This window comes from Rossellomorea sp. QJM3NY_18, assembly GCF_056173145.1.
In genome coordinates, this window is record NZ_CM149659.1 from 1,182,084 (window position 1) to 1,205,363 (window position 23,280).

The window sequence follows — 23,280 nt, forward strand, 5'->3', positions numbered from 1 at the left end:
CTTTTTTCTGTGAAACTTAGGCAGCCTTCCAGTAAAATAGAGATAACTACTTGTATGAAGGAGAACGTGCCATGAAAAAGAAAATCGTGTGGATTGTCAGCAGTTTGTTGTTGTTTCTACTCATTGGTCTGACTGTCGCCGGCAACTACTTTTATGATGTAGCCATCAATCGCAGCAATGAAGCAGTGGAGTTATACGGCGGGACGGAGGAAGCGGTTGAAGCAGTCAGTGCCCTGGAGGAAGAACAAGAGAGGTTGGAAGAATTAAGAAACTGGACAAGTAAGCGGGATTTTCAAACGGTGGAGATTGAATCGGAAGATGGGTTGACACTTAGAGCCAAATACCTCGAGAACGAATCCCCAAATGGGAAGACGGTGATCCTTACTCATGGATATAAGGGAAACAGCGAGCAGATGCCGGAGATCACCAGATTCTATTATGAAGAGGGATACAATATCCTGAAGCCCGATGCACGGGGACATGGTAAGAGTGAAGGGGACTATATCGGATATGGATGGGACGATCGGCTGGATATGAAAAAGTGGATCGATCTTTTGATCAACGAAAAAGGACAGAACACCATCTTTCTCCATGGCTTTTCAATGGGGGCCGCCACCGTGTTGATGACGAGTGGTGAAGACCTTCCGGAAGAGGTGAAGGGAATCATTGCAGACAGTGGATATACTTCAGTGGACGAGGAGCTTGCCCATCAGTTGAAATATCTTTATCATTTACCTGCATTTCCGATTATGGATATCACGGGTGTGGTGACAAAGGTAAGAGCAGGTTATTCATTCAAGGAAGCATCCGCATTGGAGCAGGTGAAGAAGAACCATCTGCCCCTATTCATCATTCATGGCGATAAGGATGAGTTGGTTCCGACGGAGATGGCCCAACGCTTGTATGAGGCGGCGCACGGTCTGAAAGAAATATGGATCGTACCGGGGGCGGGACATACAGAAGGGTTCACAGTCGAAGAAGAAGAATATAAGAAACGGATCAAGGGGTTCATTGCCGAAGCGATGAAATCATAGAAGGGGTGAATCGTGATGGGGGAAAAAATGTTATTTGAAGCGTATAAAAATGCTCTACATCCTTTACAGGGTCATGGGAAGAGGGATTTTCATGTCCTGAAGGAGGCACTTGAGGGGTTCGATGGTGATTTAGATAGTGATATTTATGGGTCTGGAAAAATAATAGAAGACTTCCAAAAGAAGATGGCGGATAGTCTTGGAAAAGAACAGGCCGTGTTCTTTCCGAGTGGGACAATGGCCCAGCAGATTGCCCTTCGTATTTGGTGTGATCAAAAAGAGGTGCATAGAGTGGCGTACCACCCTTTATGCCATCTGGAAATACATGAAGAGGATGGCTTGAAGAAATTACACGGGATCAAGCCCATTTTATTGGCGGATAAGGACCGGGTTATTGGTCTCGAGGACGTTGTCGGTATAGAAGAGGAGATAGCATGCTTATTATTGGAGCTTCCTCAACGGGAAATAGGGGGGCAGCTGCCTGAATATGAAACTCTTGAAGCGATTTCTCAATATTGCCGGGATAAGGGGATCAAGGTCCATCTGGACGGGGCGCGACTATATGAAGTGCTCCCTTATTACGGGAAGACTGCTGCAGAAATCTGTGAGTTGTTTGATAGTGTCTATATTTCGTTTTATAAGGGGTTCGGAGGAATTGCAGGTGCGATCCTTGCAGGCGACGAGGCATTCACTGACGAATCCAAAGTGTGGAAAAGGCGCCATGGCGGTGATCTGATCAGTCTTTATCCATACATTCTCAGTGCCGACTACTATTTCGATCAACGTATCGATAAGATGAATCAGTATTATGAAGGCGCGAAGGAGCTGGCTGCTTATTTCAATAGTTGCGAGGGAATCAGGACCCTCCCTGAAACGCCTGTTTCGAATATGTTTCACGTCTTCTTCCACTATCCTCAACAGCAAATCGAAGCCATTCTGATTGAAGTGTATGAAGAAACGGGGATCGGCTTAACCGGTTACGTGAAAGAAGTAAGTGAAAATGAGTGCGCATTCGAAGCGAGTATTGGAGATCAATACAAAACCCTACCAAAAGATAAATTGGAAAAAATGTTCGCCCTCTTAAATGAAAAACTAAAACAAGAAAATAAATAGAAAAAGTGGTATCGGAACTATTCCGATGCCACTTTTTTTGAGGGACGGACCTCACCGAAATCGCGTGGTGATAAGGATTTGTCTGAAAAAGCGCCCCTTTTGGAGGTCCGTCCCTCAAAAGGAATCCTAATTGACTATTGAAATATTCTGATTATTAGGTATAATTCGTTACATTATACTTTTTTATGGAAGGGGAGAGGGCAGATGAGTGTGAAGGATAGTCGTTTGGTTGATGAGTTAAGGGAGGTTGTTGGCAGTGGGCAGGTGACGATGAATGAAACGGTTTTGAATCAGCATGGAAAAGATGAGTCCTATCATTCCCCAAGCCCGCCGGATGTGGTGGTGTTTCCCCGTAGCAGTGAGGAGGTGAGTGCTGTCGTGAAACTGGCATCTGCTCACCATATACCAATCATTCCATTTGGACTTGGAACCAGTCTTGAAGGGCACGTCATCCCGTATGATAAAGGGATCACGATCGATTTTTCCGAGATGAATGGGATTCTTGAAGTAAGGGAGAAGGATTTCCTCGTCAAGGTTCAACCCGGTGTGACGCGCACCCAGCTGAATAAAGAATTAAAGAAATATGGCCTCTTCTTCTCAGTGGACCCCGGAGCGGATGCGACTCTCGGAGGAATGGCGGCTACGAATGCCAGTGGGACGACGTCTGTTAAATATGGTGTCATGCGTGATCAGGTACGTGATCTTGAAGTGGTACTCCCTGATGGGGAAGTGATCCACACGGGGAATATGGCTCAGAAATCCTCCTCCGGATATCACTTGAATAGCTTATTTGTAGGGTCTGAGGGGACGCTGGGGTGTATCACGGAATTGACACTCCGCGTATACGGCATCCCTGAACACATCGTATCAGCACGTGCTTCTTTTAAACATGTTGATGATGCGGTGGAAGCCGTTGTTTCGATCCTTCAGGCGGGAATCCCGATTGCCAGGTGTGAGCTTGTGGATGAGCCGTCCATGATTCAAGTGAACCGGTTCAGTGATACGGACTATAAGGAAAAACCGACTCTGTTTCTTGAGTTTCATGGAAATGAAGCGGGTCTGAACCAAGACGTTGAATTCATGAAAGAAATCGTTGCAGACCATCGGTGTGAAGATATTGTCTTTGAAGAAGATACGGCAGCACGGAATAAATTGTGGGAAGCGAGGCATAATCTTGCCTATGCTTATGTACATGGGCATCCGGGAAGGAAACTCATGGTGACGGATGTCTGTTTGCCTATTTCTGAATTATCGGGAGCCGTTCAGCACGCCAGGGGAAAACTTGAAGAACTAGAGCTCATCGGTGGAATTCTCGGACATGTGGGAGATGGAAATTACCATACCTCACTCATGATTGATTTGAATGACCCGGACGAGGTGAAGCGGGCCGGCATCTATAACGAACTGATTGTGGAATACGCCCTTGAACGGAATGGAACATGTACAGGGGAACATGGAGTAGGTGTAGGGAAGATGAAATATCAAGAACGGGAACACGGGGGAGCTCTGAAGGTCATGGAGAAAATCAAACTGGCACTTGATCCCGATGGAATCTTCAACCCTCACAAACTGGTACATAAAAAGAAGGAGGACTCAAAATGAGACTACTTGAAACCATCAGTAATCTGGCAGGGAAGTACTTTGCGGTATGGGTCATCCTGGTAGCGGCTGTCGCTTATTTTATTCCTGCGCCATTTCTACCTTTAGGAGCGTATATTACGATTCTATTGGGTGTCGTGATGTTTGGCATGGGGCTCACTTTGAAGCCTGTTGATTTTCAACTGGTACTAAAAAAACCTCTTCCTGTCATCACAGGGGTCCTGGCACAATTTCTCATTATGCCGCTGGGTGCTTTTTTGATTGCTTACATACTTGGCCTGCCGGCTGAACTGGCTGCCGGTTTGGTATTATTAGGCTCAGTTCCCGGTGGGACGGCATCCAACGTCATGGTCTATCTGGCTAAAGGAAATCTGGCGTTATCAGTCGCCATGACCTCACTGTCGACGCTTTTAGCGCCCATTGCAACGCCCCTGATCCTTCTAGGTCTTGCTGGTCAGTGGCTACCCGTCGATCCCGTCGCCATGTTTCTTTCAATCGTGCAGGTAATCATCCTGCCGATCACTTTTGGGTTAGTGATACGAAAGCTATTCCCGGGTATCGTGGAAAAGAGCCTGAACGTCATCCCGCTTATTTCAGTTCTCGCGATCATCATCATCGTTTCAGCCGTCGTCTCTGCAAATGTTGAAAATATCGCCTCTTCCGGGGCCATTATTTTCACGGCTGTGATCCTTCATAATCTATTTGGATTGGGCTTGGGATACGGGACCGGTGTCCTGATGAAGCTGGATGAGGGGACGAGACGTGCGATCTCTATTGAAGTGGGAATGCAGAACTCCGGACTCGGTGTGGCCCTTGCCACTGCCCACTTTGGTCCCCTCGCTGCCCTGCCGAGTGTCATTGCGGCTGTATGGCATAATATTTCAGGACCGATCCTTGCAACGTTTTGGAGTAAGAAGCCTGTGGAGGTCGAGGTGGAGGGGGAATATAGTAGAAGATCCGTCACTCCTACGGTGAGGTAGAGTAAATAGAAAGGTTCGGAGATGCTGAAAAGATGAAATGCGTCTTCCCTCACTCATATCTTATAATCAAAAAGGCAGATCCCCACATGAAAGTGGGGATCTGCCTTTTTATAGAGGGACGGACCTGCCTTTTTAATGCACAAAGCCCGTCCTTATCACATTTCACCTTGAAAAGTGAGGTCCGTCCCTCAAATCTACTTCCTTAGTAGCAGGTACATAAAGTAAGGTGCGCCGATGAGGGCGATCATGATGCCCGCGGGGATTCCGTCGGGTTGGAGGATGTTCCGGCCGATGGTGTCTGCAAGGAGCAGGAGCCAGCCTCCGAGTAATATGGCGATGGGGATGAACAGTTGATTGCGCGGCCCGACCATCGCTTTTGCCATATGAGGGGCCATCAGACCGATAAAGGCGATCCCTCCTGTGACGGAAACGGCGGAGGCTGCCAGGGCGACTGCTACGATCAGCATCATAAACCGTTCACGGTTGATCGAGACGCCGACCCCTACCGAAACTGGTTCGCTTAAACCAAGCAGGTTCAGCATCTGGGATTTATACAGTGCATATGGAATGAGGATCACCAGCCAAGGGAGTATTGCCCATATGAACGGCCAGTCGGCACCCCATATATTCCCCGCCAGCCATTTGGCAATGAAATCTACTTTTGCCCGTTCAGCACTCGAAATCAGAATGATCATGAGCCCCGACAAGGCCATGGAGAATCCAACTCCCACTAGGACGAGCCGGACGGGCTGTATCCCGTTTCTCTTACTATATGATAATAAGTAAATCAAGCAGGCTGTAAGGAGTGCTCCCCCGAAAGCCACCACCGGAAGCAGGTAAGCAAATGACCCCGCATCGATGGGGAAGAATAAAAAGAAGATGGCAATCGCAACACCTGCCCCCGAATTGATCCCTATGATCCCTGGGTCAGCCAGGTCATTACGGGTCATCCCCTGCAGAATGGAACCGGATAAGGCGAGGGCCATCCCTGCGAGAATCGTGATGATGATCCTCGGTAAACGTATGGAGAAAAGGATGAATTCTTCTTTGAATGACCCATCACCTAATAAAGTGGGGAGGAGCCTATTATACGATACAGAAGAATAGCCCAGGCCGAAGCTGATAAAGGCTGTTGTGACAATAAGTATGAAGAAAGCTATAAGTAGCCATCGTTGTTTTTTAATCAAATCAGGATGTATCATGAGAAGCCTTTCCCTCCTTTATGCACGATGAATAGGAAGAAAGGAAGTCCCATCATCGCGACGATCGCTGCCACGGGCGTTTCGTATGGAGCATTGATCGTGCGTCCAAGTGTGTCAGCGAGAAGCATGAATGAAGCCCCAAACAGGGACGAGATCGGAATGATGAAACGGTAATCTGTCCCGACAACCGCCCGGACCATATGGGGAATCATCAACCCTATGAACACCATATTCCCAACAAGTGCAACGGCGGCACCTGCGAGCAGGATGATCACGATGAACAGGATACTTTTTACAAACGCGGTGCGCTGACCCAAGCCTACCGCTACTTCTTCATTCAAACTCAAGATCGTCAGTTGTCTGGAGAAAAATAAAGCTACCAGAATCCCAATCACAATAAACGGAACGATTACCTGCAACAGAGTCCAGGTAGTGCCAATCAACCCACCTGCTGTCCACATGGAGACATCTTTTGACAGCTTGAAAAAGAGGCCAATCCCCTCTGCAATGGCAAATAAAAAGGCAGATACGGCTGCTCCTGCCAGTACGATTCTAAAGGGGGAGAAACCGCCCCTTTTTAAGGAGCTGATCCCGAACACCATAATGGCCCCTGCGGCTGAACCTATGAAGCAGGCAATCATGATCCCGAAATAACTGATGGAGGGGATGAATGCGAGGGCGACTGCCAGTGAAGCATTCGCTCCGGCTGTCAGTCCAAGCAAACCCGGATCGGCCAGGGGATTCCGGGTCATGCCTTGCATGATGGCACCTGATACAGCCAGGGCCGCCCCGACCACAATGGCGGCAACTTCCCGGGGGAATCGGATCTCTTGAAGAATGTTTATTTTGTCGCCTTCAGCGGAAAAGGTCAGGGCATGAAAGACGTCCCTCACCGTTGTCTCTGCGGCTCCATATATAACAGATATGAGAAAGGCGGCTATAAAAAGGAGGGCTGCACCGATCAATTTGAATATAAATGGAATTCGTTGATCTTGATTTATCATCATCCATCATCTTTTCTTTTTTAGAGTATAGAAAAGGGGAATTCTTATCATAAGAATCCCCCTTTAAGAATTAATTTCCTAGAAATTTATCTTTGAAGAAGTCCAATTGGTAATCCAATGTGAGAGGATCATTAAAGTAAAATTCCATCATATTCACTTCAAATACCTGATTCTTCTTCACTGCCGGGATGTTCTTGTATGTTTCGGTTTCCATAAAGGAGTTATCTGCTTTAGGATCTTTGCTCAAGATCAGATAGTCCCCGGCAAATTCGGGCATCACTTCAGTGGAAAGAGCGAAATATCCTGGTTCCAGTGCTTCTTTTTTTACTTTTTCAGGCATTTTTAAATCCATTTCCTGATAAAGGATTTCTGTACCGCGTCCCCAGTTGTTCCCGTATACGTATAATTGCTTATTGAAACTTTCAATGACTGAAACAGTCGTATCTTCACCGATTTTTGCTTTGATATCATCACCGGCAGCTTTGGCACGCTTCTTGAAATCGTCTACCCATTTCTGAGCTTCTTCTTCCTTGTTTAACAGTTTTCCAATTTCGATATGTTGTGTTAAGTAGTCAACTTTTCCATATGTGTATGTAACCGTAGGAGCGATTTCATTTAATTTATCCACATTCTTGATATTGGATAAGCCAATGATCAAATCCGGATTCAGTTCGATGATCTTTTCAAGACTTTCATCTGTTACTTCTTCTACGCCTTTAAGCTCTTTATCCCATCGTGGATTCAGTTTGGACCATGAGTCCACACCGACCAGGTTTACATCGAGGGCCATTACGTTTCCGGCAAATGAAGATAGAACCACAACGCGCTCTGGGTCGGCAGGTACTTCAACGGGACCATTTTCTGATTGATAGGTGATGGTATCTGATTTACCATCCTTTTCCTTTGATTCTGAGCCTTCTTCTTCTGTTGAACCATTGCTGCAGGCACTAACCAGTAACACCAACAGCAGAGTAAACGGAATGAGCCATTTTTTCATGTTGATCTTCTCCTTTGAGTAAATTGTATGTGACACACATTGGCTTATTTGTTCGGGGATCTCTTCCAATTTCGGCATCAATGTAGAATACCTTCTTCAATACGTCATGGGTGATTACTTCTTCGCAACTTCCGGATTTGACGATTTCACCTTCTTTTAAAGCTACGATATAATCGGCAAACCTGGCTGCCTGGTTTAAATCATGCAGGACCATTACGATGGTGCGTTCCTGTTCCAGGTTGAGCTTTTGTAATAGCTCAAGTACTTCGAGCTGGTGGGCCATGTCTAAATATGTAGTAGGTTCATCGAGGAAAATGATGTCCGTTTCCTGTGCAAGAGACATGGCGATCCACACACGTTGTCGCTGACCGCCTGATAAGGCATCGACTTCTCTGTACTTAAATTCAAGAGTCCCAGTCACTTCAAGGGCCCAATTGATCACATCAAAATCTTTTTTCGTCAGCCGTCCCATTCCCTTTTGGTGGGGGAAACGTCCGTATGACACCAATTCACCAACCGTCAATCCACTTGCACTTTCAGGTGTTTGAGGGAGAATCGCCATTTTTTTTGCCAATTCTTTTGTATTTCCTTTTGAAATGTTTTCACCATCCAACAGGACATTGCCGGAGTGGTGGGGGATGATACGGGTAATCGCTTTCAACAAGGTGGACTTACCACAACCATTGGATCCGATGATGGTGGTGATCTTTTTATCCGGGATGTCGACGCTGAGATTTTTCACAATCAGGCGGTCCCCGTAACCAATGTTTAATTCGTCTGTGCAGAGGCGTACCATTTTATGACCTCCATTTATAAAATTGATAATGATTCTCATTCTCGGGCAATTTCAATACTATAATCCTTTTTTCCCAATGTCAACAGAAAATTTGGTTGTCAAGTGAATGAAAAAGAGATAGGATGTAATTGAGAATGATAATCAATTATAGTTTGGTTACTCAAGGAGTGAGCGGAAATGGAGAAAGAACTATTCGATGTGACGGTCATCGGGGGAGGGCCGGCTGGCCTTTACTCAGCCTTTTATAGCGGTCTTAGAGAAATGAAAACAAAGATCATTGAATTTCAGCCAAGTTTAGGCGGAAAGATACATGTATATCCTGAGAAGATGATCTGGGATGTAGGAGGGCTTATACCAGTTCCGGGAGCAAAACTGATCGAGCAACTTGTTCAACAGGGATTGACATTCGATCCGACTGTCGTTCTGAATGAAAAAGTTGAAACGATTACACGTAACGAAGAGGGAATCTTTATTCTGGAAGGCTCTTCCGGTGAAAAACATTACTCAAAAACGGTCATCGTCGCTGTGGGAAGTGGGATCATCAATCCGCAAAAGCTTGACATCGAAGGGGCAGAACGTTTTGAAGTTTCCAATTTAAACTACACTGTGAAATCCTTGAAACGATTCAAAGGAAAGACCGTCATCATTTCAGGTGGAGGGAATTCCGCAATTGACTGGGCCAATGAACTGGAGCCGGTGGCTGAGAAGGTCTACATTGCCTATCGCAAGGATGCCCTCAAAGGACACGAAGCACAATGTGCACAGCTCATGAACAGTACAGCCACTTGCCTGTTGAACACGTCCATTTCTAAGCTAATTGCGGGATCCGACCATGATTCAATTGAAAGGGTACAGTTAATCAATCACCAAACAAATGAAGTATCCTATCTGTCGATCGATGAAGTAATCATCAATCATGGATATGAAATCGATACATCCTTACTTAAGAATAGTTCACTCGAAATCGAGATGATCGATCAATATTATATTGCAGGCACGACTACGAGCGAATCATCACTAGAAGGGCTATATGCAGCAGGAGATATCCTGAAACATGAAGGAAAAGTGAACCTGATAGCAGGTGCATTTCAAGATGCAGCAAACGCGGTCAACAAAGCCAAGCAATTCATTCAACCCGACGCAAATGAATTCGCCATGGTATCATCCCATAACGAAGTATTCAAAAAAAGGAATAAAGAGCTGGTGAAGCAGATGATGAAATAGAGGGACGGACCTTCTTTTCACAGGGGTTATTCCTTATTTAACAAGGTTTCAGTGCTTGAAAGTGAGGTCCGTCCCTCACAAAGAAAGATGCTTACCGAGGTAAGCATCTTTCTTTGTTATGCGTGGTATTGTTCGACGTTTTTTCTTTGGCTGTTTGATTTGGTACGCTTGTTGGCAAGGTAGCCTAAGAGCAGGACCAGAATCATTAAGCCGATTGTGATGATGGTGGTAATGGTTCCGTGATGAAGGTTGATCAGATCCAGGAACTTCTCATCCGACACGATCATTTCCCCTGCTGTGTAGGCAAGGATCCCAGCCCCAAGGTAAGCGATCCAGCGGAATCTTTCAAGGATTTTCACAATGGCTTTCGAGCCGAATATCATGATCGGGATCGAAATGAAGACGCCGAGGGCGATCATACCGATATGTCCATGAGCGGCACCTGCAACAGCAACGACATTATCAAGACTCATGGCAGCATCTGCGATAATGATGGTCATAATGGCCTGTCTAAGTCCGGTGTGTGATTTGATATTGGCTTCCTCTTCATCTTCAACGAGCACCTGGTAGGCAATCCATAGTAACAGGACTCCTCCTATGAGATGCACATAAGGAATCTGAAGTAAATAGACGATGATGGCAGCAAAGAAAATACGCAGGATGACGGCACCCGCCGTGCCCCAGAAAATGGCTTTGTTCTGAAGGTCTTTGGGTAATCTCCTCGTTGCCATTGCAATGACAATCGCATTATCTCCAGATAAAATGATATCGATGGCTATGATTTTTAAAAGGGCAATGATTGCACCGGTAGAGATGGCAAGTCCAAGTGGAAATAAGAAATCCATATTGCTTCCTCCTTGTGTATACGAATCTATGAATAATTTGCTAACTAATCTATTATACCACATTTTTTTAATAGAAAAACTTCCAGCATTCACGTTGGCCGTTAACTCTATTCCATGGGAGGAATTTCATGGTTAATAGAGAGAATGTGACATTAATGCATATTCAGCTAATGTGCTATCACCAAGGAATCCCCGACTCCTGAATGGAATCGGGGATTTTCGGTTTCATTATGATTGGGGGTAAGGTTGTGGATAGGGATAAGGGTAAGGATACGGATAAGAATTTGAAGTCATGAGTTTTAAACAAACCGAACGTGGTAAATGAAACATACCACATTTACTAGAGGAGGATTCACACGTTTTGGCAACAATCGTTACCTTAGGAGCCATTCTATTTATTTTGGTCAACTTAATTTATTTCTTTAAGGATAAGCATTTTAAGTACAGCTATTTCAGCACAGCGCTTTTTTTAAAGCTGTTCTTTGTACTTTTCAGTATCATGATGGCATTTGCTGTAGTCTATTATGCCCTGTCATTTGGCAATCCGATGCTCAGGGTAAGCTCGCCGAGTGGGAAGCCGGTGGAGCACACATTCCTTAACTACCTCTACTATAGCGGGGTGACGATCCTGTCTGTCGGTTACGGGGATTATATCCCGACGGGGCATCTCAGATTCTTCGCGCTGCTTGAAGCGGCGATCGGACTGTTACTTCCGACGGCCTACTTTATGAAGGTATTGGATTCGAAGGGTAATAAAGGGAATGAGTAAGCCCGAGAACCCGAATCATATAAAAAAGCGTGTACCAGGTACAATCAATCCCGATTGTACCTGGTACACGTACTTTACATCCACATCCCCGGTTTCACCACCATAAACCACAGCATAGCCAACAGGAGAATGAGATAAGTCCAAACGGTCCGATGTAACTTTCCAACAAGCTTTTCCCTATCCGCATCTACCTCTCCGAATTTCCGCAGAGTCGGCGAAAATGCCCGTGCCAAAAAGAAGAGAGAGCAGAACATGATGACGAGGGTCATGATGATCCACGGTGTCGTCCATGTCCATGGTCCAAGAAGAACGAGGAGAATCCCCGTTCCCACAAGGAAGTGTCCTGAATGCTTGGAAAGCTGCACGGTGTAGCGGAATGTATCCAGGTACGAAGGCAGGATGGCCGGAGACGCGGTCCGTAATTTTTTCATCGTCACGAGAAGTAAGAAAAATGGCCCGATGGAAGCCACGACACTTATGACATGAAGATAGATCAATGTTTTATATAGCAGTTGCTCCATGTGAAGTGCTCTATTCTGTCACTAAACTAAATTCGTGGACCCATACTTTCATGCCGGGGTGCCACGGCATTCCTGGATGAAAGGAGAGGATGGCATTTTTATAATCCTCCACTGATTGATATCCTTCTTGCTTTGCGTGATCGTCTGTCAGTTCGCCTAATGACTGGGAATAGACGCTGTTCACTATGTATTTCTTTCCTTGAAGCTCCATGATTTCCCCGACATCTGCGTATCTTCCATTTCGGCGGGTTGCCGTTTTCGTTCCTTGAAGCACTTTTTCAACGTCTTCCGCATTTGTGACTAAACGCTCGATGGTACATGTTTTTGGTGGCATTTCCTGATTTGTCATATTTAAAAACCCCTTTCGACCTATACTATAGCATAGTCTTGGGTCGGGGAGAATATCTGGGTCTATCTTTGGCGCTTTCTAAACCGTTCTTTTCGTTTCCTAAAAAGAATTTCTATCTCTAGTCGGAATTGCTTTCAGGTGCTATGATTGGATGAAATATCCGACGTAGAAAGAAGGCTCCGAAGCATTGAAAAAATGGCAAACGTATATCATCCTTGTGTTCATCATGCTCATATGGGGCTTTAATGTACCGGCGTTAAAAACGCTTGTAAGCGAATTTACACCTGTCACGATCACATCGCTTCGCATTTTTACAGCAGGTGTCACAGTATTTATTCTCCTCGGTCTTATGGGAAAAATCAGGAAGCCGACAGCAAAGGAATTCCTGTTCATCATTACCGGTGGTCTGGTAAATGTAGTCAGTCACCATTATTTCTTATCCGTCGGGTTAACGGGAACGTCGTCTACAAACGGTGGACTGATCCTTGGAACAGGGCCATTATTAACGGCTCTAATGGCGACGATCATCCTCAGGAACCGGCCGACCGTGATTAAAATCATCGGGTTTCTTTCAGGCAGTGTCGGTGTGACGATCATTGTATTGTCGGGAGGGGAAGGAATCGGTGGACTGAAGATGGGAGATTTGTTCATTTTTATCTCCATTTTTTCTCAGGCATTGAGCTTCATCATCATAAGCCATGCCGCGAAGACGTTGGATCCCCGTTTATTGACGGGATACATGCTTGTGTTCGGTTCTGTCGTCCTGTTTGTCATCAGCCTGATTACCGAGCCGGGAGGGCTGAAACAATTAGGTGATGCGCCGGTCTCAATCTGGGTGTTGTTTTTTGCCTCGGCCATATTGGCGACAGCAGTTGGACATATGATCTACAATCATTCGATTGGAAAAATAGGGGCTGCAGAAACATCGATTTTCCTGAACCTTAATACCTTTTTCTCACTTCTGGGAGCGGCGATTTTTCTTGGTGAAACCGTGACAATCTTTCACCTGGTCGGACTGGTGTTCATCGTCCTTGGAGTCGTATGTGGTTCAGGAACCCTGGAAGAATTTGTGGTGAAAAGAAAACAAAAACGTTTCCTGGATGGAAAACGGAAACATCAAGTATAGATGGTTCTGTTTTTTTATCCATCATAATTTTAAGGTTCCTTCAATAAAATAAAATGGTCAATACATTTTGAGGAGGAACGGAATGCTTAATGAGCAAATTCAAAAGCTGGTGAATAATTTAATCGGAATCGAGCATGTGTCGACTACCCTTTATCTTGCGATGTCTGCCTATATGGCGAATCAGAATTATACAGGGATGGCAAGTTGGCTGAGACTACAGTCGGATGAGGAGCGAACACATATGTTGAAGCTTATCGACTATGTGACAGACAGGGGGGGAATGGTGGATATTCAGCAGCTTCCTGCCCAACCCAAAGAGTATGGCACCCCTCTTCAAACGTTTCAAAAAGTGCTGGAGCATGAGCAATTCGTTACAAACTCCTATCAACAAGCATACAATTATGCCGCACAAATTGATCAACAGACTGCTGTCATCATTCAGGAATTTCTGAGAGAACAGATTGATGAAGAAGCTCAGGCGCTAACGATTGTTGATCGGTTAAAACTCGCCGGAAATAATCCCGCCGCTCTATTGGTACTGGACCAGGAACTTGGTCAGCGTACAGCAGCACCTGCAGCCGGTCCCGCTCCTGCGGGTGGTTGATTCAACAGTGAATTCCTGCCTTCCCATTCTTGGGAGCAGGTTTTTTTTATTGAATTAAAATGAAAAGGGATACTCTCCGCCCCAACCGTTCATACTGAAGAAAACGAATCTCTTTTAGGTGATCAGATGATTTATATTTACAACGATTTCGGTGGTACTCATACCACGTCCTTGGCTGCAGCTTATCACTTGCAATTATTGAAACCGGGGGAGTTAATGAAGAAGGAGATCCTTTCGGTTCCTTATTTTAACCAGCTTACGAAAAAAGACACGGGACATATTTTTTATCATGGAATGGACGAAAAAGATAACCCAGTTTATACGATTGCACGAAGGAATTCCAAGTATGTGGTACCTGCCTTAACAGATTTAAGTGGCATTTTGCTGAATCGATATGGACAAAAGGAAAAGATCATCATTTCCAATACTTCGCCAACCGTCCCGCCAACGATGACAGCGGGAGGGTTCTTCTCGAGGGAACTGGGGATCGATTGGATCGGCGTGCCCCTCCTTGTGAAAGGGGCGAAGCAATGTCATGGCCTCATTCAACATCTCGTGGAGGAAACAAAGCGTGTGGCAACAACATCCCCTGAACAGGTCGTTGTATTAGAAAATAAAAAATATCAATATAAAATGGGGAAAAAGGATATATTCTGGAAGTAAAGCATATTATAATAAGTAAATACTACTGGGTAAAAGGTTTGTTTCTTGGAGAACAGAATGGACCTGTACATAATGGTCATACTACAGTAAAACGGAGGTGTCCGCATTGGAAGGTAAACCATTTCACTTTGATGGCAGTCACCATTTCGCAGCAGGGGAAACACAAGAAAACACTCCATTTGAACTAACAGACGAAATGAGAAAAAATATCGGTGGAAACCCGTTTGAAGTACCAGGTGAAGAAGAGTAAGCATCGAGTGCTGTCCTAAAGGGCAGCATTTCTTTTTTACACCGTTTAAAAAAGGATAATTCCATCCATATCTTCACAAAATACGATTGTGAGTTAATAGAAGAAAGGATGGATGATGTATGGCAAAAGTATTATATATCACCGCGCATCCCCATGACGATACCCAATCGTATAGCATGGCGGTCGCGAAAGCTTTTATGGATACGTATAAGGAAGTGAACGGGGATGATGAGGTGATTCACCTCGATTTATACCGGGAGCATATTCCTCATATCGATGCGGATGTTTTCAGCGGATGGGGAAAGCTCCAATCAGGTAAAGGGTTTGAGGAGCTTTCCATGGAAGAGCAGAAGAAGGTAAACCGCTTGAATGAACTATCCGATCAGTTTATCGGGGCTGATAAATACGTATTTGTTACTCCTTTCTGGAATTTTTCATTTCCACCGGTGATGAAAGCATATATCGATTCCGTGGCAGTGGCAGGGAAATCATTCAAGTATACGGAACAGGGGCCGGTTGGATTATTGACCGACAAGAAAGCGATACATATCCAGGCCCGGGGCGGTATTTACTCTGAAGGACCGGCAGCAGGCATGGAAATGGGGCATCGTTATTTAAGTCTTATCATGCAATTTTTCGGTGTACCTTCCTTTGAGGGTGTATTTATAGAGGGACATGCGGCGATGCCGGATAAAGCACAGGAGATCAAGGAAGATGCGATTGGCCGTGCGAAAGATGCAGCACATAGTTTCTAATGAAATGCTTAAGAAAGAGCCTGAACCTAAGCGTTCAGGCTCTTTCTTCTTTATAAGATGGCTGACTTCTCTACGTCGGCCTCTGTCGGTTCTGGTACGAAAGCAAGTATCACGATCCCGATGATAAAGAGGATGACCAGACTGAAGACACCACTGCTGGACGCACCGGTCATTTGCGCGGTGACTGCAACTAATAAGGGACCGAGAATCGATGCAAACTTACCGAAAATATTGTAAAATCCAAAGAATTCGTTGGCATTTTTCTTCGGTATCAGCTTTGCAAAATAAGCCCTGCTCAGTGCCTGGATGCCTCCTTGGGAGGAAGCGACGAGCATGGCGAGGATCCAGAAGTCCATGGTTGTTTCTAAGAAATAGGCGTATATACAAACGATGATATACACGGAGATTCCCACATACAGCATCTTTTTCCCCGTAAATCGTTCGGCGAGTCTTCCGTATAGGATCGCAAAAGGTCCAGCCACCACCTGGGTCACAAATAGAATGATCAAAAGGTTGGTGGAGGTGATCCCAAGATCCGATCCGTACGCCGTGGACATCGTAATGATGGTGCCGACCCCGTCAATATAAAAGAAGTAAGCAAGCAGGAATAGAAATAGGGCACGGTATTTCCTGACTTCTTTCATCGTTTTGCCAAGACGTTTGAAGCTGTTCGCGACCGGGCTTTTTTCCCGTTGGATGAAGTAGCGCTGATGTACATTCTTTAATAGCGGTATAGAGAAGAGACCCCACCATAAAGCGGTAATCACAAAGGCAATCTTACTGGCGACGGTGACGGAGATGGGAAGGGTCCCATTCTGGGATAAGATGATAATGGCGATGCTTAAGATGAACGGGATTGTGCTTCCGATATACCCTAATCCGAATCCCCGGGACGATACACGGTTCATTCGTTCTTCCGTCGTAACATCGGTCAGAAAGGCATCATAGAAGACGTTCGAACCGGCTGAGCCGACTGCTGCAACTGTATAAAAGACTAAAAGGAGCAGCCATTGATCACTTGGGACGAAAGCGAGGAGGAGGGTGAATGTCACACCCAGTGCAAAAAAGAAGGTAAAGAACTTCTTCTTATATCCCTCATAATCGGCGATGGTACCAAGTATGGGGCCGATCATGGCCAGGATGAAGGTCGCAATGGCAATGGTGTATCCTAAATAGGCCGTTGAATTAGCGGCACTGACACCTGCATTTGTAGCGGCCGCTTTATAGAAGAGCGGAAAGACGGCGGTAGATATGATGATGGAATACGCTGAATTGGCCCAATCATAAAAAATCCAGCTACTTTCTTCTTTTGAAAAACGTTTCATGGTTTTTCCCCCTAAGGAAACAGAATCTTCTTTAGATATCCAATACTTCTTCAATCGTTTTTCCGTCAATATCTTCTAAGGTGAGTCCGAGCAATCTAGCAAATGTCGGTCCTTCATCAATGAGACCCATGGAAGGAATCTCGAGGTGAGGACGAATTCCTTTTCCCGCCGCCATGAAGATCGTGGAGTAGTTCTCCTTTTCCGGAGAATAGCCGTGGGAGCCGTACGTATAACGCTTATCCTTCACATCTTCCGGAGTGATCGTATGAATAAAGGATCCATCCAGTGCATCTTTGAAATAATAGCCGAGTCGGGCCTCGAGCATAAACGCACAGTGTTCATCGGCCCCTTTCCCGGCAGCTTCTTCTCCTGTGAGTACGGATTCGATTCCTTTTGAAGGGTCTGGTTGTAACCGTTCCAAAAGCGACTTCACTTCTTGAGTCGAAACGGGATCCTTTGTGTATACATAGGCAGAACCATCACACCCTTTGCAATAGGCTTTCCAGTCAGTCACCTTCCCGCGGCGGTTTACAGTGATGAATCCATTTTCCTTAAGAAGGATGTTGAGTTGGACGGCCTTCGATTCATCGAGGGCACTATGATCACCTATGGCCACAATCGTCGACTTATCATACATTCCGTTTTCCCTTAATGCTCCTATGATTCTTCCTAATCTGTCATCATGGCGGCGGAGGGCAGCATGCGCTTCTTCAGAAGAAAAACCGTGGTAATGCCGATTGGTATCAAGGTCCGTAAAGTGCACAAGCAATAAGTCTGGTTTCCTTTTGATTGTTTCAATCGTCGATTCAAGGACGAAATCATCCAGCTCAGGTTGATTCAGACCCTTGCGCATATGGCCAAAAAGACGATTCATCTGCAGTTGGAAGAGGGGACTGCCATTCAAAAGTGAAACGAGGATTTGATTATGCCAAGGTCGATTGGCGAAGATTTCCGGCATATTGTAATCTATATCCGCTTTAGCTGTCACCGGCCAAAGGAGGGCCGCCGTGGTCATCCCCGCCTTCCTGGCCTCATCATAGAGGGTAGTGCTCTTGATGGAATTCCGGTGCCAATGCCAGTCCGGTGACTCCCTCCCAGGCTGGAGGAGTGTGTTATTCACCACACCATGACGATTAGGGTACTTTCCGGTTACAATCGTTGCGTGACAGGGATACGTGACAGAAGGATAGATGGTTTCAACCCCTTTGCAGTAAGATCCATGTGCAAGCAGCTCCTTGAAGTGGGGAAGTTCTTTTAGGATGGGAAAGTCCAAGGCAGATAAACAATCGAAAGAGATGATGATGAGATGATCCGTCAAACGTTCCATAAAGCCCTCCAATATCCTCGCAGGATTGTACTATATACCTATTAATATAGCAGAACATTCAGAATAAAAATATGAAATTTCAATTATGTGGGGATTAAGGGGATGTAAACAGTGTGGGGATAATCGGAAAAACAGGGAGGGCCGCGCCGTTCCCTGTCACTGCTATATCAGATTTTCACTTTGTTTCTGATGGAGCTGTCCTTGTGTACATCGAGGGTGCCGGAGTATTCAACCGCATCGATTTCACAATTCTCCCTGATCACGACGTGTTTTCCGCGAACGAGTTTCGCCTTCGTATTTTCAAGATAGACTTCGTCACCTTCGATTAGTTCAGAAGATAAGTAATCTTCCTTTTGCAGAAAGAAGTTGACTACCTGTTTGATTAGTTTGCTTGAATGGTGGTGAGTCACTGAAATTTTTTCGCCTCCAATTTCTTTAATGGAAGATTCATGGTTGATTTCAATCTGGACGTTGTCGGCGTTCAGCAATCCATCGATGTGCACAGATCCTGAAGATGAGAAGGTTTCGACTTCACAATCCTCTCCAACCGTTAAAGATCCGCTCGCTCTGATCAATCCGCCCTGGATTTTTCCGCCTACCTTGCATGATCCGCTCACCTTGAATTTTTCGACGATAAGATCCCGGTTCACCTTACTGGATCCACTTATCGTCATTTCGGATGCCATAACGGACCCTTCATATTTGGAACTCCCGCTTGTTGTAATCGTTTCGGCTTTCGTATCTCCTTCGATGGAGGAAGAGCCGCTTGTTTTGATCAAGCCTGCTCTTACATCACCTGCAACGGTGCCTGAACCCGATATTCTCATTTCATGGCAGTCAATATCACCTGCGATTTTTCCGCTTCCACTGATCTTTACTTCATCAAATTGGCCGCCGCCGGATGTTCCGGACCCGCTGATCTTCAAGTCATGAAGCTTTTTCTTTTCCACTGTATTCATGCATTTCTCCTCCAATTAAAGGGACGTCAGATCCCCTTCGTATTCGTTAACGTGATTTTCAATTCTTCCGTCATTTGTTGTAAATCGAATCTCGCCACGACTTGAGTCGTATGGTCGACCAGGAAATCTGAAGGGAGGGGCAGGAGCATCCACATATGCGCCTCACCTTTTTGGATACCGATCAGTTCAAGGGAAGATTCTTTCAGTGGTGTAAACTTTTCATGAAGAAAAAGATAAAGGGTTTGCTGAGCTTCTTTAGGGATTTCTAACCTGTGGCACTTTTCGATAATCATCATATTTAAGATATCCTTGAATTCGTAAGCGTTCTTTACTGGTAATAGCGATGTACAAAAAGCCATGGTGTGATCTGAAAGGATGTTGTGGGACGATAGCTCTTTTTCACTGACTTCGATCCTTGTGGGATTGGGTGAAAAGAAATCCGAGAGCTCATCCAGGGAGTAATCATCTTTCATTTCTTTGATTGTATCGATCCGTGCAAGCATCTTTTCCCTTGGAAAGAACGTTTCCTGACCGGTGTAGCTGGATTTCTTGATGAACCAGCCTTCAGGGATGATATTCTTTCGTTTCCAACGGTAAAGCTGTCCGTAGGATATTCCGGTCAGTTCCAGTACTTCCTTTTTAGAAATAAGATCTGTTTCCATGAGGGTTCACCTCTTTTCGCAACAAAACATTGTTACGTTACTGTAGATTTAGTTTAACAGAACAATGTTACGCAGTAAAGAGAGAAATGGAAAAATTTTAAAAATCATGGATCGCGAACTTTCCAATAAATGTTTAGAACAACTCATCAAGGGTACTAGATTACCAGAATGTTTTACATAGTAAACATTAATAAACATGAGAGGGATGAAAGAATGGGAGACGATCGTCGTACGAAGGTGAATGGTGAAAGTAAAGATGAACAGCTTGAACAGTATAGAGTGGATGACGAAGGAAAGCATCTTACAACTAATCAAGGGCTGAAGGTATCAGAGGATGAGTTTTCACTGAAAGCCGGAGAGCGTGGACCTACTTTAATGGAGGATTTCCACTTCCGTGAGAAGATGACCCACTTCGACCATGAACGCATCCCTGAACGGATTGTCCATGCACGCGGATTTGCGGCACATGGAGAGTTCGAACTCTATGACTCTATGAAAGAATATACAAGGGCTAAATTTCTTCAGGACACGTCGACGAAGACACCTGTATTCGTACGCTTTTCCACAGTGGCGGGATCCAGGGGCTCTGCGGAGGCTGTGCGCGATGCACGGGGATTTGCCACTAAATTTTATACAGAAGAAGGGAATTATGATTTGGTAGGGAACAATATTCCCGTATTCTTCATTCAGGATGCAATCAAATTCCCGGATCTAGTTCATGCCCTTAAACCTGAACCACATAATGAAATGCCTCAGGCTGCTTCTGCCCACGACACATTCTGGGACTTTATCGCGAACAATCAGGAATCCGCTCATATGGTGATGTGGGCCATGTCCGATCGGGCGATTCCCCGCAGCTTCCGTATGATGGAAGGCTTCGGTGTCCATACATTCCGCCTTGTGAACGAAGAAAGCAAAGCTCATTTTGTGAAATTTCACTGGAAACCGGTACTCGGAACACACTCACTGGTTTGGGATGAAGCACAGAAGATTAACGGGAAAGACCCTGATTTCCACCGCCGTGATCTATACGAATCCATCGAGGGAGGGGACTATCCGGAGTATGAGCTGGGTGTTCAGCTCATAAAAGAAGAAGATGAGTTTAACTTTGACTTTGATGTCCTTGATCCTACGAAGTTATGGCCGGAAGAGGAAATCCCTGTGAAGGTCGTCGGGAAAATGACCTTGAACCGCAATGTGGACAATGTGTTTGCCGAAACGGAGCAGGCGGCATTCCATCCTGGATCTGTGGTGCCTGGAATCGATTTCTCCAATGATCCGTTGTTGCAGGGACGCTTATTCTCTTATACAGATACACAATTGATTCGTCTTGGAGGACCGAACTTCCACGAGCTTCCGATTAATAGACCTGTGTGCCCTTTCCACAATAACCAACGTGATGGATATGGCCGCCATACAATTAATAAAGGGCAGGTGAGCTATCATAACAATTCACTGGCCCATAATACACCAGCTCCTGCTTCGAAGGAAGAAGGCGGGTACACACACTATCAGGAAAAGATGGAAGGCAGGAAAGTACGTACAAGAAGTGAAAGCTTCAAGGATCACTTCTCACAGGCGACACTATTCTGGAACAGCATGAGTAAACCTGAGAAGGAGCATATCATTCAAGCCTTCAGTTTTGAACTGGGGAAAGTGAAAAGCAAATCGGTTCAGAAGCAGATCGTCGATATGTTTGCAAACGTCAGTATGGACCTGGCAAAAGGTTTTGCAGAAGCGATCAATATAGAAGTACCTGAAGGAGAAGGATCGAAGGTAACGAAATCATCCCCGGCATTAAGTCAGGAAAATACGAAAAAGAAGCCGGCTACCCGTAAAGTGGGTGTCATCGTTGGAAATGGCTTCAAAGGAGAAGAAGTGAGCCGTGTTCTCTCTGCTCTTGAAGAAGAAGGAATTCAGCCTGAAATCATAAGTGACAAGCTGGGGACGCGCAAAGGTGATGACGGTACAGAGCTTGAAGTGGACCATACATTCTTAACGGGAGAATCTGTCTTATTCGACAGCCTATACGTGGTAGGTGGAGAAAACGTAGATAAGAAATTCTCTCAAGATACCACCTACTTTGTAAAAGAAGCGTATTCTCACTTTAAACCGATCGGTGCCACCCATGAAGGTTTACACTGGCTGGAAGAAGCAGGTGTGAAGGGTTCAGGGGTTGTAACCGGGGAAGACATGAAGTCATTTGCCAAGGAGTTCACCGCAGCCATCGCAGAACATCGCCATTGGGATCGTGAATTAGTATAAAGGCAAAAATAGTAGAAATATTAACGGGGAAATGCTAGACCTGCTTCCAGGTCTAGCATTTTTTTTATGGATTAAATAGCCCTTTTTACTAGCAAATAGACGTTTATATCATTCGAAACTAGCAATACATACATAAGATAGTCATGTAAGGTGATTTACAAGTACTGAATAAGTGAGGTGATTATGGATGGGTGCCGGTCATTCTCATGACGAATTTGATTTTTACAGCTTGCTATTAGTTCTGTTAATTGTAGCTTTTCTAGTACTACTTGCAATTAACCCTCTAGCAGCATTGATTGTTGGAATCGCCATTTTGGTTCTACTTGCCGTTAGTGCAATTAGCTAAGATTTAAAGATTGATCATTCCTTGGAGACGGGTCTTCAAGGAATGCCATTACATTGAAATTTGCAAAAAGATGGAGGGGAAATAGATGAGTGAAAAAAATAATCCACTAGAAGGACTTATGGATTTAATCAACCAATACACAAAAGAAGATGCAAGTAAACTGGATCTGGAAACGGCAAAAGATAAGTTAAGTTCATTACTGAATGAGGATCATCTTAAAGGACTGTTAGGTTCGGAAGGAAAGAGTTCTCTTGATGCACTAGGTTCACTTGGAAACTTAGGGGCCATGGCAAACATGGTGAATATTCTTCCAATGGTTGAAAAGGTGGTGAAACAGCGTATGTATAAAAAACAATCTGAATCCTACAAACATGATGACTGTAAAAAAGACAAGCATCAAGATATCAAAGATCTTCTAAAAGAAATTCTGGACGAACTGAAGAAGATTAAAAAGTGCACTTGCCATAAAAAGAAGCATGAGTGCTACAAAGACAACTGGGAGCATTGGTATTAATAGAGTCGGCTGACATGCCGGCTTTTTTTGTGTTTTTCAGGAGTGGAATATCAA

24 protein-coding genes are annotated in these 23,280 nt (G+C 45.0%); 13 read left to right on the forward strand and 11 right to left on the reverse strand.

Annotated elements, in window-relative coordinates; all coding sequences use genetic code 11:
- Positions 1 to 71 precede the first annotated feature (71 nt).
- The 4 genes from AC0VXY_RS06080 (at position 72) to AC0VXY_RS06095 (ending at position 4,723) form a co-directional block, all read left to right on the forward strand.
- On the forward strand, positions 72 to 1,034 hold the full coding sequence (locus tag AC0VXY_RS06080) for an alpha/beta hydrolase (RefSeq protein ID WP_475527300.1): 963 nt from the start codon (positions 72 to 74) through the stop codon (positions 1,032 to 1,034).
- Positions 1,035 to 1,049: 15 nt separating this feature from the next.
- Positions 1,050 to 2,144, forward strand: coding sequence for a threonine aldolase family protein (locus tag AC0VXY_RS06085; RefSeq protein WP_475527301.1), 1,095 nt, complete (start codon positions 1,050 to 1,052; stop codon positions 2,142 to 2,144).
- Between the two features lie 204 nt (positions 2,145 to 2,348).
- The gene (locus AC0VXY_RS06090; RefSeq protein ID WP_475527302.1) at positions 2,349 to 3,746 is read left to right on the forward strand and encodes an FAD-binding oxidoreductase; all 1,398 of its coding nucleotides are present in this window, start codon (positions 2,349 to 2,351) and stop codon (positions 3,744 to 3,746) included.
- Positions 3,743 to 4,723, forward strand: coding sequence for a bile acid:sodium symporter family protein (locus AC0VXY_RS06095; RefSeq protein WP_475527303.1), 981 nt, complete (start codon positions 3,743 to 3,745; stop codon positions 4,721 to 4,723). The genes AC0VXY_RS06090 and AC0VXY_RS06095 overlap by 4 nt, the downstream gene beginning before the upstream one ends.
- 194 nt (positions 4,724 to 4,917) lie before the next feature.
- Here the strand turns inward: AC0VXY_RS06095 and AC0VXY_RS06100 are convergent, their stop codons facing one another.
- From AC0VXY_RS06100 to AC0VXY_RS06115, 4 genes are all read right to left on the reverse strand, one after another.
- Positions 4,918 to 5,925, reverse strand: coding sequence for a FecCD family ABC transporter permease (locus AC0VXY_RS06100; RefSeq protein ID WP_475527304.1), 1,008 nt, complete (start codon positions 5,923 to 5,925; stop codon positions 4,918 to 4,920).
- Positions 5,922 to 6,932 (reverse strand): FecCD family ABC transporter permease, encoded by a 1,011-nt coding sequence (locus AC0VXY_RS06105; protein ID WP_475527305.1) that lies wholly within the window; start codon positions 6,930 to 6,932, stop codon positions 5,922 to 5,924. The genes AC0VXY_RS06100 and AC0VXY_RS06105 overlap by 4 nt, the downstream gene beginning before the upstream one ends.
- A gap of 67 nt (positions 6,933 to 6,999) precedes the next feature.
- Positions 7,000 to 7,926 (reverse strand): iron-hydroxamate ABC transporter substrate-binding protein, encoded by a 927-nt coding sequence (locus AC0VXY_RS06110; RefSeq protein WP_475527306.1) that lies wholly within the window; start codon positions 7,924 to 7,926, stop codon positions 7,000 to 7,002.
- On the reverse strand, positions 7,877 to 8,722 hold the full coding sequence (locus AC0VXY_RS06115; RefSeq protein WP_475527307.1) for an ABC transporter ATP-binding protein: 846 nt from the start codon (positions 8,720 to 8,722) through the stop codon (positions 7,877 to 7,879). Before AC0VXY_RS06115 ends, AC0VXY_RS06110 begins: the two co-directional genes overlap by 50 nt.
- 177 nt (positions 8,723 to 8,899) lie before the next feature.
- Between AC0VXY_RS06115 and AC0VXY_RS06120 the strand changes: the two genes are divergently transcribed.
- The gene (locus AC0VXY_RS06120) at positions 8,900 to 9,946 is read left to right on the forward strand and encodes an NAD(P)/FAD-dependent oxidoreductase (RefSeq protein WP_475527308.1); all 1,047 of its coding nucleotides are present in this window, start codon (positions 8,900 to 8,902) and stop codon (positions 9,944 to 9,946) included.
- Between the two features lie 116 nt (positions 9,947 to 10,062).
- Here AC0VXY_RS06120 and AC0VXY_RS06125 read toward each other — a convergent pair whose 3' ends face one another.
- The gene (locus AC0VXY_RS06125; protein ID WP_435992372.1) at positions 10,063 to 10,791 is read right to left on the reverse strand and encodes a TerC family protein; all 729 of its coding nucleotides are present in this window, start codon (positions 10,789 to 10,791) and stop codon (positions 10,063 to 10,065) included.
- A 361-nt stretch (positions 10,792 to 11,152) separates the two neighbouring features.
- Between AC0VXY_RS06125 and AC0VXY_RS06130 the strand changes: the two genes are divergently transcribed.
- The gene (locus AC0VXY_RS06130) at positions 11,153 to 11,560 is read left to right on the forward strand and encodes a potassium channel family protein (protein WP_475527309.1); all 408 of its coding nucleotides are present in this window, start codon (positions 11,153 to 11,155) and stop codon (positions 11,558 to 11,560) included.
- Between the two features lie 74 nt (positions 11,561 to 11,634).
- Here AC0VXY_RS06130 and AC0VXY_RS06135 read toward each other — a convergent pair whose 3' ends face one another.
- Both AC0VXY_RS06135 and AC0VXY_RS06140 read right to left on the reverse strand, forming a co-directional pair.
- Positions 11,635 to 12,072, reverse strand: coding sequence for a hypothetical protein (locus tag AC0VXY_RS06135; protein ID WP_475527826.1), 438 nt, complete (start codon positions 12,070 to 12,072; stop codon positions 11,635 to 11,637).
- A 19-nt stretch (positions 12,073 to 12,091) separates the two neighbouring features.
- Positions 12,092 to 12,430 carry an ASCH domain-containing protein gene (locus AC0VXY_RS06140; protein ID WP_435992367.1) on the reverse strand — a complete coding sequence of 113 codons (339 nt, stop codon included), beginning with the start codon at positions 12,428 to 12,430 and terminating at the stop codon, positions 12,092 to 12,094.
- A 187-nt stretch (positions 12,431 to 12,617) separates the two neighbouring features.
- Between AC0VXY_RS06140 and AC0VXY_RS06145 the strand changes: the two genes are divergently transcribed.
- The 5 genes from AC0VXY_RS06145 (at position 12,618) to AC0VXY_RS06165 (ending at position 15,828) form a co-directional block, all read left to right on the forward strand.
- Complete coding sequence (locus tag AC0VXY_RS06145) at positions 12,618 to 13,556, forward strand: DMT family transporter (RefSeq protein WP_475527310.1); 939 nt, start codon at positions 12,618 to 12,620, stop codon at positions 13,554 to 13,556.
- 82 nt (positions 13,557 to 13,638) lie between these two features.
- Positions 13,639 to 14,160, forward strand: coding sequence for a ferritin (locus tag AC0VXY_RS06150; RefSeq protein WP_475527311.1), 522 nt, complete (start codon positions 13,639 to 13,641; stop codon positions 14,158 to 14,160).
- 126 nt (positions 14,161 to 14,286) lie between these two features.
- Positions 14,287 to 14,823 (forward strand): DUF3189 family protein, encoded by a 537-nt coding sequence (locus tag AC0VXY_RS06155; protein WP_475527312.1) that lies wholly within the window; start codon positions 14,287 to 14,289, stop codon positions 14,821 to 14,823.
- Between the two features lie 106 nt (positions 14,824 to 14,929).
- A complete protein-coding gene (locus AC0VXY_RS06160; protein ID WP_179886594.1) occupies positions 14,930 to 15,073 on the forward strand; it encodes a hypothetical protein in 144 nt (47 codons plus the stop codon).
- A 119-nt stretch (positions 15,074 to 15,192) separates the two neighbouring features.
- Entirely contained in the window at positions 15,193 to 15,828 is a 636-nt protein-coding gene (locus tag AC0VXY_RS06165) for an FMN-dependent NADH-azoreductase (RefSeq protein ID WP_475527313.1), read from the forward strand.
- 50 nt (positions 15,829 to 15,878) lie between these two features.
- Here the strand turns inward: AC0VXY_RS06165 and AC0VXY_RS06170 are convergent, their stop codons facing one another.
- The 4 genes from AC0VXY_RS06170 to AC0VXY_RS06185 form a co-directional block, all read right to left on the reverse strand.
- Complete coding sequence (locus tag AC0VXY_RS06170; protein ID WP_475527314.1) at positions 15,879 to 17,153, reverse strand: MFS transporter; 1,275 nt, start codon at positions 17,151 to 17,153, stop codon at positions 15,879 to 15,881.
- A gap of 31 nt (positions 17,154 to 17,184) precedes the next feature.
- Positions 17,185 to 18,480 carry an alkaline phosphatase family protein gene (locus AC0VXY_RS06175; protein WP_475527315.1) on the reverse strand — a complete coding sequence of 432 codons (1,296 nt, stop codon included), beginning with the start codon at positions 18,478 to 18,480 and terminating at the stop codon, positions 17,185 to 17,187.
- 167 nt (positions 18,481 to 18,647) lie between these two features.
- Positions 18,648 to 19,439, reverse strand: coding sequence for a polymer-forming cytoskeletal protein (locus AC0VXY_RS06180; RefSeq protein WP_435992353.1), 792 nt, complete (start codon positions 19,437 to 19,439; stop codon positions 18,648 to 18,650).
- A gap of 26 nt (positions 19,440 to 19,465) precedes the next feature.
- Positions 19,466 to 20,101 (reverse strand): DUF4004 family protein, encoded by a 636-nt coding sequence (locus AC0VXY_RS06185; protein ID WP_475527316.1) that lies wholly within the window; start codon positions 20,099 to 20,101, stop codon positions 19,466 to 19,468.
- A gap of 213 nt (positions 20,102 to 20,314) precedes the next feature.
- On the opposite strand from AC0VXY_RS06185, the gene AC0VXY_RS06190 reads away from it, so the two are divergent.
- Positions 20,315 to 22,366 carry a catalase gene (locus tag AC0VXY_RS06190; RefSeq protein WP_475527317.1) on the forward strand — a complete coding sequence of 684 codons (2,052 nt, stop codon included), beginning with the start codon at positions 20,315 to 20,317 and terminating at the stop codon, positions 22,364 to 22,366.
- A 431-nt stretch (positions 22,367 to 22,797) separates the two neighbouring features.
- Positions 22,798 to 23,226 (forward strand): hypothetical protein, encoded by a 429-nt coding sequence (locus AC0VXY_RS06195; protein ID WP_435992347.1) that lies wholly within the window; start codon positions 22,798 to 22,800, stop codon positions 23,224 to 23,226.
- Positions 23,227 to 23,280 lie beyond the last annotated feature (54 nt).